12 protein-coding genes are annotated in these 14,962 nt (G+C 36.0%); 1 reads left to right on the forward strand and 11 read right to left on the reverse strand.

Annotation, left to right across the window (positions count from 1 at the left end; translation table 11 throughout):
* Positions 1-468: 468 nt before the first annotated feature.
* A complete protein-coding gene (locus tag AC0L8O_RS14755) occupies positions 469-1,077 on the reverse strand; it encodes an acetate uptake transporter (protein ID WP_473443341.1) in 609 nt (202 codons plus the stop codon).
* A gap of 221 nt (positions 1,078-1,298) precedes the next feature.
* A complete protein-coding gene (locus AC0L8O_RS14760) occupies positions 1,299-3,014 on the reverse strand; it encodes an ABC transporter ATP-binding protein (RefSeq protein ID WP_473443343.1) in 1,716 nt (571 codons plus the stop codon).
* A 136-nt stretch (positions 3,015-3,150) separates the two neighbouring features.
* Here AC0L8O_RS14760 and AC0L8O_RS14765 point away from each other — a divergent pair, with 136 nt between their 5' ends.
* On the forward strand, positions 3,151-4,197 hold the full coding sequence (locus AC0L8O_RS14765; protein ID WP_473443345.1) for a lactonase family protein: 1,047 nt from the start codon (positions 3,151-3,153) through the stop codon (positions 4,195-4,197).
* Positions 4,198-4,242: 45 nt separating this feature from the next.
* Here the strand turns inward: AC0L8O_RS14765 and dgoD are convergent, their stop codons facing one another.
* From dgoD to AC0L8O_RS14810, 9 genes are all read right to left on the reverse strand, one after another.
* Positions 4,243-5,391 (reverse strand): galactonate dehydratase, encoded by a 1,149-nt coding sequence (gene dgoD, locus AC0L8O_RS14770; RefSeq protein ID WP_473443347.1) that lies wholly within the window; start codon positions 5,389-5,391, stop codon positions 4,243-4,245.
* Positions 5,388-6,023, reverse strand: a complete 636-nt coding sequence (locus AC0L8O_RS14775) for a bifunctional 4-hydroxy-2-oxoglutarate aldolase/2-dehydro-3-deoxy-phosphogluconate aldolase (RefSeq protein WP_026561768.1) — start codon at positions 6,021-6,023, stop codon at positions 5,388-5,390. The genes dgoD and AC0L8O_RS14775 overlap by 4 nt, the downstream gene beginning before the upstream one ends.
* A 57-nt stretch (positions 6,024-6,080) precedes the next feature.
* A complete protein-coding gene (locus tag AC0L8O_RS14780) occupies positions 6,081-7,085 on the reverse strand; it encodes a Gfo/Idh/MocA family protein (protein ID WP_473443349.1) in 1,005 nt (334 codons plus the stop codon).
* Positions 7,086-7,555: 470 nt separating this feature from the next.
* On the reverse strand, positions 7,556-8,386 hold the full coding sequence (locus AC0L8O_RS14785; protein WP_226527842.1) for a carbohydrate ABC transporter permease: 831 nt from the start codon (positions 8,384-8,386) through the stop codon (positions 7,556-7,558).
* An 84-nt stretch (positions 8,387-8,470) separates the two neighbouring features.
* A complete protein-coding gene (locus AC0L8O_RS14790; RefSeq protein WP_473443351.1) occupies positions 8,471-9,349 on the reverse strand; it encodes a carbohydrate ABC transporter permease in 879 nt (292 codons plus the stop codon).
* Positions 9,350-9,555: 206 nt separating this feature from the next.
* Entirely contained in the window at positions 9,556-10,875 is a 1,320-nt protein-coding gene (locus AC0L8O_RS14795; protein ID WP_473443353.1) for an extracellular solute-binding protein, read from the reverse strand.
* A gap of 115 nt (positions 10,876-10,990) precedes the next feature.
* Positions 10,991-11,776, reverse strand: a complete 786-nt coding sequence (locus AC0L8O_RS14800) for a response regulator transcription factor (protein ID WP_473443355.1) — start codon at positions 11,774-11,776, stop codon at positions 10,991-10,993.
* Complete coding sequence (locus AC0L8O_RS14805) at positions 11,745-13,511, reverse strand: sensor histidine kinase (protein ID WP_473443357.1); 1,767 nt, start codon at positions 13,509-13,511, stop codon at positions 11,745-11,747. The genes AC0L8O_RS14800 and AC0L8O_RS14805 overlap by 32 nt, the downstream gene beginning before the upstream one ends.
* Before the next feature lie 519 nt (positions 13,512-14,030).
* Positions 14,031-14,948 carry an endonuclease I family protein gene (locus AC0L8O_RS14810; RefSeq protein ID WP_473443359.1) on the reverse strand — a complete coding sequence of 306 codons (918 nt, stop codon included), beginning with the start codon at positions 14,946-14,948 and terminating at the stop codon, positions 14,031-14,033.
* Positions 14,949-14,962: the final 14 nt, after the last annotated feature.

Here is a 14,962-nt window from a genome sequence, read left to right on the forward strand (position 1 = left end):
CCACTCCCCCTTTTTTTCATTGTAACGTAGAGGTGAGTGATGACTCAACTTAACATCTCTATGTATTTTTATTCATAAATATACAAAATATAATATTGCAATATATATTTCGCTAACGTCCATGTATTGTTTTTTTATTGCACATTAAGAATATTGATATTCTAATATAAAAAATCAAAAACAAAAATGATCGAATCTTCCCTTTATTTTCAGTAGATTATTTTGTAATTTTCATCACCGAAACATTAATACCCTTCCATTTATGAATGATTTCTAATATTCGAGACTTGAGTGGGTAGATTTATTTTCGATTTTGGGAATATATTTTCGATTATTAGATCTTTTTTTCGATTCCAAGGATATATTTTCGATTATGCTCCTTTTATTTTCGATTAGACATTATACGCTAAAATTCGAGCGTGTTTTCTATAAAAAAGAGGCAACATCGCTGTTAGCCTCTTCACTACATTATTTTTTAAAAATACCAAATGGTTTACCAACAGGTAAAACAACTTGGCCAAAATGTGTATTTAAAACAACTGCCGCAGATCCATAGAAGGACAGCAATGCGATGATCAACTCAGAAACAGCTGCCAGCATATGAGTAGCTTCGTGCATAATGCCAAATGTGCTTAATGACAGCCCAATAAATAAGAAATCAATAAAAACAAATATAAAGAATAATACTTTATGAGTTTCCATAGCACCTATAGTCATATATACACTAAAAATCAAATAGCCGATAAACGCAACACCTAGTTGTTTCGGGTCAGCGTTTGCTGCTAAATTCTCCCCAAAAGCACCTAATTGGATCAGCCAGGACACACCAACACCAAACCAGAATAACCCGAATGCGCCGAATGCGGTTGTTCCGAAGATATTATTGTGCTTTGCATCTTGAACACAGGCAAACAGTTGGGCTAGTCCGCCTAAAAAGAATGCCCAGGGTAAAATAAACGATAAACCTTCTGTTAACCCTAGTTTTTGTGATGATGCAACAAGAGTCACCATTGCTAAACCAAATAGTCCTATTGCGGATGGATCTGCTGTTGTAATTTTCACTTGATGATTATTCATAAATTCCTCCTAAAAAGACATACTCAAATACAATACATAACAGAGGAATCGGTGTCAATCTGTTTTTAGAAGTCGGATTATTTGAAAAATATGAGGTCTATCCGTAGTTTCTTGGTATTTATATGTTGTAATCGCAACCACACTTCATTTACTTTTTTCGCCGCATTTGAAATTTTTCACAAATTCAAAAAAGCGGAACATCGCTGTTCCACTTTGTAATATTACCTCTGAAATTGCACACGATGAAGATTGGCAAAAATTCCACCTTGTTCAATTAATTCATCGTGCTTACCTTGTTCAGCAATGCCATCCTCCGTCACAACAACAATACGGTCTGCGTTTCGAATTGTTGCAAGACGATGTGCAATCACCAAAGTAGTCCGGTTTTGTGATAACTCTGTTAAAGCTTGCTGGATAATTAGTTCTGTTTCAGTATCTAACGCTGAAGTCGCTTCATCTAATATGAGAATCGGCGGATTTTTCAAGAACATTCTAGCTATAGCAATACGTTGCTTTTGCCCTCCAGATAGCTTTAAACCACGTTCACCAATTTGTGTCTCATAACCAAATGGAAGTGATTCAATAAAACTTTCCAAATGAGCCCTCTTCGCTGCTTCTTCAATTTCTTCTTGTGTGGCTCCAAGTTTTCCGTATGCAATATTTTCTCTTAATGTACCTGTAAAGAGGAACACATCTTGTTGCACAATTCCAATTTGGGAACGAAGTGATTGTTTGGTCATATTACGTACATCAATACCATCTATTTTGATTGAACCTTTATCCACATCATAAAAACGAGGAATAAGAGTACAAATGGTTGTTTTACCGGCACCAGATGGCCCTACAAATGCAATCGTTTCTCCCGCAGATATGTTCAAATCAATTCCATTCAACACCCGCTTATGTTCATCATAGCCAAATGTGACCTCTTTGAAGGCAATATCTCCGCGCAATCTTTGAACTTCAACTGCATCTTTAACATCCTGAACATCCGGATCCATATCAAGCAACTCGGTAAACCGTTTAAAACCAGCCATACCCTTCGGATAAAGTTCCATTAGAGCACTAATTTTATCAATCGGTTTAAAAAGGACATTGATATATAGGACAAACCCAACTAACTCACCATATGTAAGCTGCCCTGTATAGGTTAACCATGCTCCGACGACTAAAACTGCCAGTGTGACAAATCGAGTCATCATATAAATTCCTGATAAGCTAAAGGACATGACTTTATATCCACCTAACTTAGCTTGACGGAATTTTAAGTTATTCACTGAAAAGCGTTTGTTTTCAAAGCTTTCATTTGTAAAAGATTGAACAACCCTGACACCTGAAACACTGTCTTCCACACGGGCGTTAACATCAGCAATTTCTCCGTACATTTTTTTCCATGCTTTGTTCATCTTTAAGTTACTAACGACAATAAGCCAGCCTAAAAACGGTAATATTATAAGTGCTACTAGTGCAAGCTTAACGTTTACTGTGAACATAATCCAGAAGGCACCAACAAACGTCATGATGGAAATAAATAAGTCCTCAGGACCGTGGTGGGCAAGCTCACCAATATCCATTAAATCATTTGTAATCCGACTCATAATATTTCCTGTCTTCGTGTTGTCAAAAAACTTAAATGACTGTTTCTGTACATGCTGAAACAGTTGTTTTCTCATGTCTGTTTCAATATTAATTCCAAGCATATGTCCCCAATAATTGACGATATACTGCAGGAATGTACTAAAAATATATAAAACTAATAAAGTGATACTTACAGATACGATTGCTGACCAATTTTCAGTTGGTAATAAAGAATCTATAAACCATTGAACCGCGAGTGGAAAAGCTAACTCTAATAGAGCTACAATGATCGCACTGCTAAAGTCAAAAATAAAAAGCTTTTTATGAGGGATATAGTACGAAAAAAACCGCTTCAGCATCTTCCTTCTCCTTTTCTATTCCATATAAATACTATTATAGTAGCATATTTAGTCAAATAGCTATATGAAAATGTTGTTGTTTCCAATTAACTAACGATATAATGATAGGTATTACAAATTGAAAGGAGAATAACTCTTGCCTAAATTAATCGGTTATATCGGTACATACACAAAAGGTGAAAGTAAAGGAGTTTATAGCTTCACACTTGATACTGATGCTGCAAAACTCGGTGATGTAAAGCCGGCTGCAGAGTTGGACAACCCTACATACGTAAATATAAGCAACGATAATAAAAATCTTTATGCTGTTGTAAAAGAAGGAAATCAAGGTGGAGTTGCTTCCTACTCGATCAACAAGGAAACAGGTGAGCTTTCTGAAATCAATCGCACATTACTTGATGGTGCTTCTCCATGTCATGTGAGTGTGGATAGCCAAAACAATCAGGTTGTGACAGCTAACTATCATAAAGGTACAGTGGAATCATTTTTAGTAAATGAAAGTGGAACAGTATCTTCAGCTGTTACAGTAGTTGAGCACACTGGTCAAGGCCCGCACGAAAGACAGGAAAAGCCTCATACTCACTATTCCGGCTTCACACCTGATGAAAAATTCGTTGTGGCTGTTGACTTGGGAATTGATAAAATTATTACTTATAAAAATGAAAACGGTAAATTAAAAGAAGCTCACACATTGCTGGTGAAGGCCGGCAGCGGCCCAAGACACATTGCCTTTCATCCAAATGGCAAGTTTGCTTATGTAATGACAGAGCTGAGCAATGAAGTGATTGCTTTAAGCTATAATCCGGAATCAGGAGTATTCACTGAACTTCAATACATCCCTGCCATTCCTGAGGACTTTACCGAAAACAGTCAAGGTAGTGCGATCCATATTTCTTCTGACGGCCGCTTTGTTTATGCAGGTAATCGTGGACATGACAGCATTGCACTTTACAGTGTGAATCCAGAAAGTGGTGAGCTTACATTCATTGAATATACTTCAACAGAAGGTAATTGGCCACGTGATTTTGTCCTGGATCCTACAGAAAAATTTGTTATCGCATCAAATCAAGAAAGCAGTAACCTTGTCCTATACGCACGTGATACAGAAACAGGAAAATTAACTTTATTAGATTCTGAAGTATCGGTTCCTGATCCTGTATGTGTGAAATTTTTAAATAGTTAACATCAAAAGGATGAGCAAGACAATCATGCTCATCCTTTTTTCTCATTACCACTCTGCGATACTTCCATCCTTATGGCGCCAGATCGGATTTTTCCAATTATGGCCTACTCTACTCAGTTTTCGAACATGATCTTCATCTAATTCAATTCCCAATCCGTGACCATTTGGTATATTTACATATCCATCCTTATATTCAAAAACATTTTTCTCAACTATATAATCTAATAGGTCACTTCCTTCATTATAGTGAATACCTAGACTTTGCTCTTGGATAAATGCGTTATGGCAAGTAGCATCCACCTGTAAACAAGCAGCTAATGCGATGGGACCCAAAGGACAATGCGGTGCTGCAGCAACATCATATGCTTCCGCCATTGATATAATCTTCTTACATTCGGTAATTCCGCCTGCATGTGACAAATCGGGTTGGATAATATCAACATATCCATCGTTAAATAACTGTTTATAATCCCATCTTGAATACATTCTCTCTCCTGTTGCAATCGGAATACTTGTTCCCTGGGCGATCTCTCTTAAAGCTTCATTATTTTCAGATAAGACAGGTTCTTCAATAAACATTGGTCTAAATACTTCTAATTCTTTAGCAAGTATTTTTGCCATTGGCTTGTGAACACGCCCATGAAAGTCAATCCCTATGCCGATATAAGGACCAACAGCTTCTCGGACCGCTGCAATTCTTTCTATAGCTTGATCAATTTTCTCATAGGAATCAATGATTTGGAGCTCTTCTGTTCCATTCATTTTAACTGCTGTAAATCCAGACTCAACAGCTTCTCGAGCAGCAATACCAACATCAGCCGGCCGGTCACCACCAATCCATGAGTAGACTCGAATTGAATCTCTGCAAGCACCACCTAAAAGTTCATAAACAGGTGCTTCGAAGTATTTTCCTTTTATATCCCATAAAGCTTGATCAATTCCAGCAATTGCACTCATTAATATCGGGCCGCCGCGATAAAATCCTGACCTGTACATCATATTCCAATGATCTTCAATTCGATGTGGATCTTTGCCAATTAATCCTTCCATTAGTTCTTTTACAGCTGTGGCAACTGTGGCTGCTTTCCCCTCAATAACAGGCTCTCCCCACCCAATAATCCCTTCATCGGTCATAATCTTAAGAAATAACCAACGTGGTGGAACTTGGAACAACTCATACCCGGTAATTTTCATTCAGATCTCTCCTTTACTTTTGAAACAAACTGCCTCGCTTTTGATGTAAGCTGTTTTATATACTCCTCATTTACTTGCTGTTTCGAATTAACAAGGGCACTTCCTATTCCACAGCCTACTGCACCTGCATTAAAAAACGCATGAATATTTTCGAGATCAACCCCTCCAGTTGGTAAGAGAGGAATTTGAGGAAGCGGACCTAATATATCCTTTATGTAACTTGGACCGAGAATCCCCGGGAATACCTTAATAATATCACCACCATTTTCATACGCTGAAAGAATTTCTGTCGGTGTAAAGGCTCCTGGTATACTGACAGCTCCGTACCTTTTCGTTAAATTAATCGTATCACTATTAACTGTAGGCGAAAGGATAAATTTAGCTCCAGCCAATATTGCATGTCTGGCCGTTTCAGCATCCAATACTGTTCCAGCACCAACTAATACTCGATCACCAAATTCTTCTGTTATTTTTTCAATAACGGACAATGCTTTCGGAGAATTCATTGTCACTTCAATTGTCGTCACTCCACCATTCAAAAGTGCTTCGGTTATTTTCATCACATCATTTGGATCTGCTCCACGAATGATAGCAATTATCTTATTTTCCAGTATTCTATTTAACGTTGTCATTCCGATTCACCTCATTTAAAAATTAACTTTAATAACTCTAATTTATGAGGTACTATTTCAAGTTCTAACTATTTTTCCCTTATTTAAATACTCACTTAATCGAATAGGCTTCCCCTTTTCAGCTGAATGCAATGCCGCTACAGTCACTGCATGTGTTTTATATGCATCATGATAGTTTGAAAGAATCATTGAACGATCACCTGTTTTGACTGCGTGTATAAAAGCATTGTTTTCTTTTTCATAAGGATTTGCTTCATCTTTAAAAGAAGACGTTGTTCCTTTTTTTGAAGAATTCAACCCATCAAAGCCGATATGAAACATCCCTTCATTTGTGTAATAGTCTAACCCGACACTTGAATCTCCTTCTGGTAAAATACATGTATTAGAAAGGTTGGCAATTTCTCCATTTTGAAACTTTAATATAACAGTACCAACATCATGTACAGAGACATTCTCATATTGCTCAGAAAGAGACCTTTTTCCGAATGAAGAATAAACTTCCTCAACTTCTCCGACAGTATAGCGTAATAAATCGACTGAATGAGTTGTCTGTTCAATAAATTGACCTCCTGACGTACTTTGGTTCCGCCACCAAGGTACTAAAGGCATAGACCCCATCCAACCGCCTGTCACCATTCCAAGTGTACTGCTATTCAGCTCTTTTTTTAGTAAAGCAATCGAATCACGGTACCTGAAGTGATACCCTACTGATGTTATAAGAGTTTGATCTTGAAGCTTGGTCAGAATGTCTGCAGGTATATCCAGATTAACTCCCAGTGGTTTTTCAACTAAAAATGGAATCTCTCTATTTAGTAATTCTAATTCAATCTCTCCATGAGCAAATGGCGGAACACAAATGTAAACGGCATCAAGTTTTTCGCTATCAAGCATATTAACAACAGAGCTATACCCATTTACATCATTGAAATCTTTAGCAAATTTATCTGCTTTTTCCTGACTTGTCCCACAAATTGCCTTAATTTGTACCCCATCCATTTTATTCAATATCTTTGCATGAACCCCGCTGAACCAGCCTGTTCCAATTATCCCCACGTTAAGCATGATCATCATCCCCTCGATTTTTAAAATCATCATTTATCCTATAAGTTTACCTTATTTCGAAAGCCCTTACATTATTATTACTAGATTAATTTTTAAATGTTTAAATATTTACCATACAACGTTCCCAACACAAAAAGCTGACCCTTTTCCCGATCAGCTTTTTATCGTTTATTCATTCAATTAAGAACCACTGTAAAATTCTTCATTTTTACCTAACTTAAGGTTTTTTCTTGTTCATCAAGCCATAATATACGTTTGTTACTCCCCTAGGATAATACATACACCCGGATATTTGACCGGATATAATTTAATCGCTTCAGCCCCACACAGATAAGGCGAGATGTGTTAATCAGTCAACATGGGCAGCATCAGCTTTCACTTCTGCTTCACCCCATTCACAGCCTACTAGCTTCCGAGCAATAAGTTGACTTAGAGAGATTTTACTTAGCCATGGTTAATAAAGGTAAGAATTATCCTTTCACAGAACCAGCAGCAATTCCTTCTACAATTCGATTACTAAAGAAGAAGAAGGCAATTAAAATTGGAATAATACTGATCATAAGTGTTGCACCTATTGCCCCCCACTCTGTCATGTATTGCCCGATAAAGTTTTGAATTCCCACGGTTAATGTTTTATATTTATCAGAACTAATGAATGTGTTGATAAAAATAAACTCATTCCAGTTGTATATCATATTGATAATGACAGTAGTCGATAAAACAGGAGCTGTCATCGGTAATGTAATTTGAAAAAAAATACGATGAATGGAACACCCGTCAATAACAGCAGCCTCTTCTACCTCACGTGGTAACGTGTAATAAAAGCCCATTAAAATCATGATTGTAATTGGCAGGTTAAAAGCTACATATGATAAAACCACTGACAATGGATGATCAATTAAATTAAGCTTCAAGAAAAAATCAAAAAGCGGAATTAATGTTGAGTGAACAGGAATCATCAACCCTACCATAAATAAACCTAATACTAATTTATTTAACTTCCATTTCATTCTCGTAATCGCGAACGTAACGAAGCTCGCTAATAGTACTGTTAAAACAACCGCTAATACGGTTATCCAAACACTATTAAAGAAATATAAACTAATATTCCCCTCTGTCCAAACGGTTGTGTAATTCTCCCATTTCGGATTTGTTGGGAGAGCAAATGGAGAGTTGCTAAATACCTCTTGATTATCTTTTAATGAGAAGAAGAATAACCAAATAAGTGGATATACTTGAAAGACAGCAATAACTGCAAGAACAAGATATAGCAGTCCATATCCAATTCGCTTTCCAATCATACTTTCTGACTTTTTGGTAGTAGCAGTGATATTTGAGTGTGTTTGTTGTTTCACTTCTATGCTCATGTGGATTCCGCTCCTTTCTTAATACTGAATTTCTTCGCCAGTGGCTGTTAGTTTTCGAATAATCCATGTTACGACTAAACAGATTAATAATAAGAAGAAGCCAACTGCGCTACCGTAGCCAAAGTCATATGTCCCAAATGCCTTTTGGTACATATAGGATGCCATGACCTCACTTGAACCATTTGGTCCCCCACCAGTCATAACATAGATAAGGTCAAAATATTTAAGTGAACCAACAATCGCTAACACAATTGTTACCTTAATGACGCCTGCAATAAGCGGAACTTTAATTTTATAAGCAATTTGAAAAGCATTTGCTCCATCAATTCTCGCAGCTTCAATGAGAGATTCAGGTATGTTTTTCAATGCAGCATAGTAGATTAGGATATAAAACCCTGCATATTGCCAAATAATTGGAACAAAAATAGCTCCTAACACATATTTAGGTTCTGCAAGCCATGCAGGCGGATTTTCTACTCCTAGAGACATTAGTAAACTGTTCACCAATCCGTTTGAGGGATGATAGACTTTTAACCAAAGTTGAGCTATTGCAACTGAGGAAAGCAACATTGGAATGAGATAAATTTTCCTTAAAAAATTTGCCCCTTTAATCTTCCCAGCAAGTACTAATGAAATAATTAGATAGCCTACTAAACTTAAAGCTGAAAAAATCGCTAGTAAAAAGGAATGATATGCACTAGCCCAGAATTTCCCATCCGATAATAATTTTATATAATTTTCTAGACCGATAAAGGTCATTTCTCCTATTCCATCCCATTTCATTAATCCATAGTAACCCGTTAAAGCGATTGGCACATAAATTAATACCATAATGAGTAGTAGTGCAGGTAAAACATATAGTGCTATGACTAATTTATTGGACATCACTTTATCCATTGTTTTCTCACCTTTCTTTTTAAAGGTTGGTATGATCAACTCTTTTAGGGCTTACATCCCCGTCATTTATATTTCAAAAAAATGAAATTTGAAGTTTTGTTTTGCGGAGAGATTACTATATTGAGGCTATATAGGTATAAAAAAGGACATATCGATCAATATTGATATGTCCTTTTTTACTTCACATGCTTCTAAAAACCGTTAGCTTACTCTTCACTAGCAAGAGCTTCTTCATGTTTTTTCGCAAATTCTTCCGGTTTTACTTCTCCACCAAATAATGCTTGAATCATATTCAAGTGCTCTTCTGCAACAGATGCACTCATTTGAACATCGGCGTATAATGTAATATTGCTTGCATTGCTTAGCTCATCTAATACATCAATATACATTTGTGGTAACTCAACAGAAGCAGTGTCAACTTTTGTTGCAGGTATTACACCAGCATCTGTTACTGAACGCTCACCCCATTTTTCCACAAAAAATTCCACGAATTTTTTTGCTTCTTCTTTTACCTCTGAGTCTTCAGAAACGAACAAACCTACTCCAGGACCACCAACAAAGCTGTTAATATCCCCTTTTCCACCTTCAACAGCTGGGAATTTAAAGAACCCAACCGAATCTCTGAATTCCTGTGGAACATCTTCATTTGTAGTGTAATTTGGTGATTCCCAAGAACCCATTAAGTACATTGCTGCTTGTTCATTCATAAACGGACCTTTTGCTTCATCATTGGACAGCCCGTTGAACCCCTTCACAAATGCATCCATGCCAACTAAGTTTTGAATTTCTTCCGCAGCTTTAACTAGAGCTGGATCTTCAAAAGTTCCAGAACGATTGATAGCATTTGTTAATGTTTCAGGACCACCGAGACGGTCAGCTAAATACATATACCATAAAGACCCTGTCCAACGATCTTTGTTTCCTAATGTAATTGGCGTCACACCATTGTCCGCAAGGGTCTTTATAATGTTTTTAAAGTCTTCATACGTTTCAGGTACTTCTAAATTGTATTTTTCAAAGATTTTCTTATTGTAATACACTGGTGCAATGTTTAATTCAAGTGGTAACCCATAAGTTTTTCCATCTACAGCATAAGCTTCAGTTGTTCCTGCGATAAAAGAATCTTTTAGACCACCTTCTAAGATATCATCAAGTGGTGCAAATTTATTTCCCTTTACATAAGGATCTAAGAACCCTGCTGCCCATGTCATTCCGACATCTGGTAACTCATTTGATGCTGACAGTACTTTTAGTTTTTCCTTGTATTGTTCATTACTTAAAATTTCTTGCTCAATTTTAACCCCTGGATTTTCTTTTTCATATTCTGCTGCAATGTCATTGACAATCATATTATGTTGTTTCGAGCTTCCCGAAGGCCAAAGGTGCATGAGTTTTACTGTAACATCATCTCCACCAGAGCTTCCTCCACTTGACTCTCCTGAGCTGGAGCTTGAACAACCTGTTAATGCGAGCCCTATAATCATTGTAAGGGCAAAAAATATTGATACCGCTTTCTTTTTTAACATGAATCTTTCCCCCTCTTACTTTTTATTATTCCTTTGTTATGCGCTTACAACGTAATTATAGCAACGTTTTTCCTGTAGAATAAGGTAACGATGGTTGGGGAAAATTCCACTTATTTTAGAAATCCTTCATCATTGCCGTTTTTCGATATTTACTTGGGGTTTGTCCCTCGTATTCCTTAAAAATTTTTATAAAGTATTTAGCGGTATTATATCCGACCGCTTCTGCAATATCTGATACAGGTAAATTTGACTCGATTAAAAGGTTTTTTGCTTTCTGCAGACGGCTTCTCGTTACATATTCGCTAAAAGTCATTTTTGTTTGATCCTTAAAAAGCACGCTAAAATAACTGGAATTTAGGTGAACAAAGGCTGCCACTTCTTTTAGTGTTAGTTGCTCATTAAGATGTTGATCAACATAATTCATCGCTCTCTGAATATGGGAATCTTCCTCCTTTTCCTCTACCTTTACATCTACTAACCTCTCATCAATAATCCTTGTCAGTTTTCCTTCTCTTTCACGTTTCTTTTGAACTTCCACTGCTTTTTCGACGGCTTCTATTAATTTATTCTTACTAATAGGCTTTAATAAGTAATTTAGCACACCTAATTGAATGGCTTCTTGTGCGTAATCAAATTCTGAGTATGCAGAGATAATAATGACAACAGGGTATTGCTTTTGCACTTGAAGTCGTTTGAGCATTTCTATTCCATTCATTTCAGGCATTGAAATATCTGTAATTAAGATATGGATTTCTTTTTGTTTTAAAATATCTATTGCTGCAGATGCTCCATCTGTGCTAATAATTTCAAACTGTCCAGCTGCCCAATCCTCGAGTGTTTTCTTCAATCCTTGCCTTGTTTTAGGCTCATCATCCACGATTAAAATTGTTTTTTTCAGCATATGCCCCACCTCTATTTATCGGAATTTGAAACGACACACATGTTCCTTCGTTTCGTTTGCTTGAAATGTTAATTCCATTTAATTCATGCTGTTTATAATATAGATTTAACCGTTTATTCACATTACCAAGTGCTATACCATTCCCCTTTAATGATGATACCTTCCCTTTGTCCAGCAAGCCTTTAATTTTCTTTATGGTGTCAGTTTCCATACCAGGACCTGTATCAAGGACTGAAATCATGATATAACCTGGATGTGAAGATGATTCCACAATGACATGTACAAAGCCACTTCCAACTTTATTACCAACTCCATGTAATATGGCATTTTCTACAATCGGCTGAATGAGCAGCTTAGGAATAGGAACAGTTTCCAGTTCTGAAGGGATACTTACCTGCCAGGTAAATCGTTCTCCAAATCTCATTTTCATGAGCTGCATATACAATTCAACATGCTCTAACTCCTGTTTAATGGTTACCCATTCATCTTGTTTTTGGTTACTAATGGTATAACGAAATAATTCCGACATAGCTAATACCGTTTCCGCCAGCTCACCTTCACCTTTTTCATCTAAAGACCAGTACATTGCATCCAGTGTGTTGAAAAGAAAATGGGGATTAATTTGGGATTGCAAAGCTTTTAATTCTGCATGACTTTTTAATATTTCTTTTTCATAAACGACTTGAATGAGTTCATTCGTATTTTCAACAAGCTGATTATACGATTCATTAAGCCTATTAATTTCAATTGTCGAAGATATCTCCGGATTCAACGTAAGTTCTCCCTCACTTGCTTTCTTCATTGTTTTTGTTAATCGAAAAATCGGCTTCGTAATCATAGTAGATAAAAACACCGCAAAAAAGGAGAAAATTAAAAACCCAAAAATACCTGATAAAAGAATAGCTGCCCGCAATACAGTAATACCGCCCATGACCTCATTAACTGGTGTTAAAATATACAGTGTCCATCCTGTTATAGAAGATGTTTGTTTCACTAACATGAAATCGCTTCCATTTAATGTTAGTGTTTTTTCTTTTTCCTTAATAATCGGTGATATATCTCCATTGTAATTACTTGAAATTTGCTTATTATTTTGATCCACCAGAATCATATATTCATTGTTTAGACGGGTTTCACTAAATTCAAAATAATTAGGATTAATTTGTAATACGATATAACCACCGTTTGAAAACCATCGATCGATTAAGCTAACTCTTCTTATTGCAAGATAATAAGAGGGTTCATTGGGGTCTTGTCCTATCCAGACCAATTTCCCTTCAGCCCTGTCAGCTTCTAAAATCCAGTTCTGACTTATCCGCTTATTTAATGCTTCACCATCAAGAGGGATTAACTTTCGATTATCAGCTGAGTAAATTTCTAAGTTATTTATACCATTTGTGTAGGTTAGGTATTCATTACTAAGCCTGACTAATGCTTGTCTTTGTTGAAAAGTAACCAGTTTTCCCTGTGATTCATCTTGAAGCATCTGTTGTATGTTTGAATTTGTTGCAACTTGTCTTGTTAATAAATCAATTTGCTGGTGCAACGATTCCATCCTTCCGTTTGCTTCGACTGCAGTCTGCTGAATTTGTTTTTCAGCATTGTCTTGCAATAATGTTGAAACAATAAAATACGTCATGATACCAACAAAACACAAAACAATTGTCATCACTGTAATAAAAACTAGTAATATTTGATTACGTAATGTATTGTATCTACCTAATTTAATCCACATTCAAGCCCATCCCCAAGCAAATAATGAAATAGAGTGTTTTTTGCATGCTTTGTTGTAATGTAAAGGTGAAAATTAGTTCATTCCATTGCTCTCCAGATACTCCATGCATCGGTGAGGAACCTGATCCCCCCTCGGCTTCGCCTGTGGGGTCTCAGCCTTTCCTCTACTTCCCGCAGGAGTCGAGTGTCTTCCGCTCCATTCCACTATAGAGTTAAAGTAACTTTTATATACAACAATTTTTGCGAAAACAGCCATTTAATAAAAATAGTAAAATACTACTTAAATACTTTATCATATCTTCATTTACTTTATCTACTGAATAAACTAAGTGTAATTACTTGTCGTTATTATTTTTTTGCCATAAGTAAGTTGAGTGGAAGGTTCCTATTACTAAATTATGAATTTTGGAAAGAATAATAAATATTTTTAAGCATTAAAATAACCTTGTGCTTGGAAGGAAAAATAATGGCACAAGGTTATTTGCATAAAATTATTATCAAATTAGCATTACAGGTTTGTCTATTTTAACCCCACCGAAAAATCAATTTCACCCGCAATTTGAGGTAAGTCTATTAATGGATTTCTATTCTTTTGCTTTTCATATATAGCTTTGTTTCGATGCTTTTCATGTGTTGTTACCGTAAACTCATGATGCCATTTTAAAAGCAATTTAATATCTTTATGGTCATAATGATTAATTTCATTTGGATATCTCAATAAAAAATACAATGTTGCTCTTGCTACTTCCCCTTTTCCACTTTCAGGTTCAAACTTTTGTTCTTCATATTTCCCACATTCTGATGCAATTCCTTTTAACGAAAATTCAGGAGAATAGTCCGTAAAATCATAATAAGGATAATTAGATCTTAACGAGTTACATGTTTTTTCACATGTAAATAAATGGTGTAAATCCCCTCTCATAGGATTATCTTTATCAAACCAAGATTGTGGGACAACGTGCTCACAATTATACATGTTTTCCTTTTCTATGACCTTGATCGTGTCCTGTATGACAGCTTCATGTCCTAATGTCATTTTCTCTAGCTGGCTATAGGCCATCTCTCTGCTCAACTCAGCCTCATAGTCTTCTTTTATAAGCTGCTCCGGGTCCTTATTTTTTCCAGAATAGATGCTCCTTAACGTGCCATCCGTTTGTAAATCTACCCAGGAGTATAGATAATTTCTAGTTGTTGAATTGTATGGAAGATGGATTTCATGAGTGTTAGTAATTAATTCACTTAATTGCATAAACATTTCTTTTTTATCTGAGGTATGAAATGAGATATTCTGATAGTATTGATTGATTATTTTTTGATCTTCTTCTTTATCGTAATATTCATCTTCTTTATTCATTCTAATTTTATTATGCTTTACTTCTACTAAAAGTTCGTCTAAATCTACTTCTTGATACAATAATTTATGATTTACCTGGTCCATGATTTTCCCTCCCT

The organism is Metabacillus sp. KJ11-3 (assembly GCF_055808295.1).

What these genes read in the sequence shown, in the direction of transcription:
- AC0L8O_RS14755 (WP_473443341.1), bottom strand. Translation starts at nt 1,077, where the DNA reads ATGAATAATCATCAAGTGAAAATTACAACAGCAGATCCATCCGCAATA.
- AC0L8O_RS14760 (WP_473443343.1), bottom strand. Translation starts at nt 3,014, where the DNA reads ATGCTGAAGCGGTTTTTTTCGTACTATATCCCTCATAAAAAGCTTTTT.
- dgoD (WP_473443347.1), bottom strand. Translation starts at nt 5,391, where the DNA reads ATGAAAATTACCGGGTATGAGTTGTTCCAAGTTCCACCACGTTGGTTA.
- AC0L8O_RS14775 (WP_026561768.1), bottom strand. Translation starts at nt 6,023, where the DNA reads ATGACAACGTTAAATAGAATACTGGAAAATAAGATAATTGCTATCATT.
- AC0L8O_RS14780 (WP_473443349.1), bottom strand. Translation starts at nt 7,085, where the DNA reads ATGCTTAACGTGGGGATAATTGGAACAGGCTGGTTCAGCGGGGTTCAT.
- AC0L8O_RS14785 (WP_226527842.1), bottom strand. Translation starts at nt 8,386, where the DNA reads ATGATTGGAAAGCGAATTGGATATGGACTGCTATATCTTGTTCTTGCA.
- AC0L8O_RS14790 (WP_473443351.1), bottom strand. Translation starts at nt 9,349, where the DNA reads ATGGATAAAGTGATGTCCAATAAATTAGTCATAGCACTATATGTTTTA.
- AC0L8O_RS14795 (WP_473443353.1), bottom strand. Translation starts at nt 10,875, where the DNA reads ATGTTAAAAAAGAAAGCGGTATCAATATTTTTTGCCCTTACAATGATT.
- AC0L8O_RS14800 (WP_473443355.1), bottom strand. Translation starts at nt 11,776, where the DNA reads ATGCTGAAAAAAACAATTTTAATCGTGGATGATGAGCCTAAAACAAGG.
- AC0L8O_RS14805 (WP_473443357.1), bottom strand. Translation starts at nt 13,511, where the DNA reads ATGTGGATTAAATTAGGTAGATACAATACATTACGTAATCAAATATTA.
- AC0L8O_RS14810 (WP_473443359.1), bottom strand. Translation starts at nt 14,948, where the DNA reads ATGGACCAGGTAAATCATAAATTATTGTATCAAGAAGTAGATTTAGAC.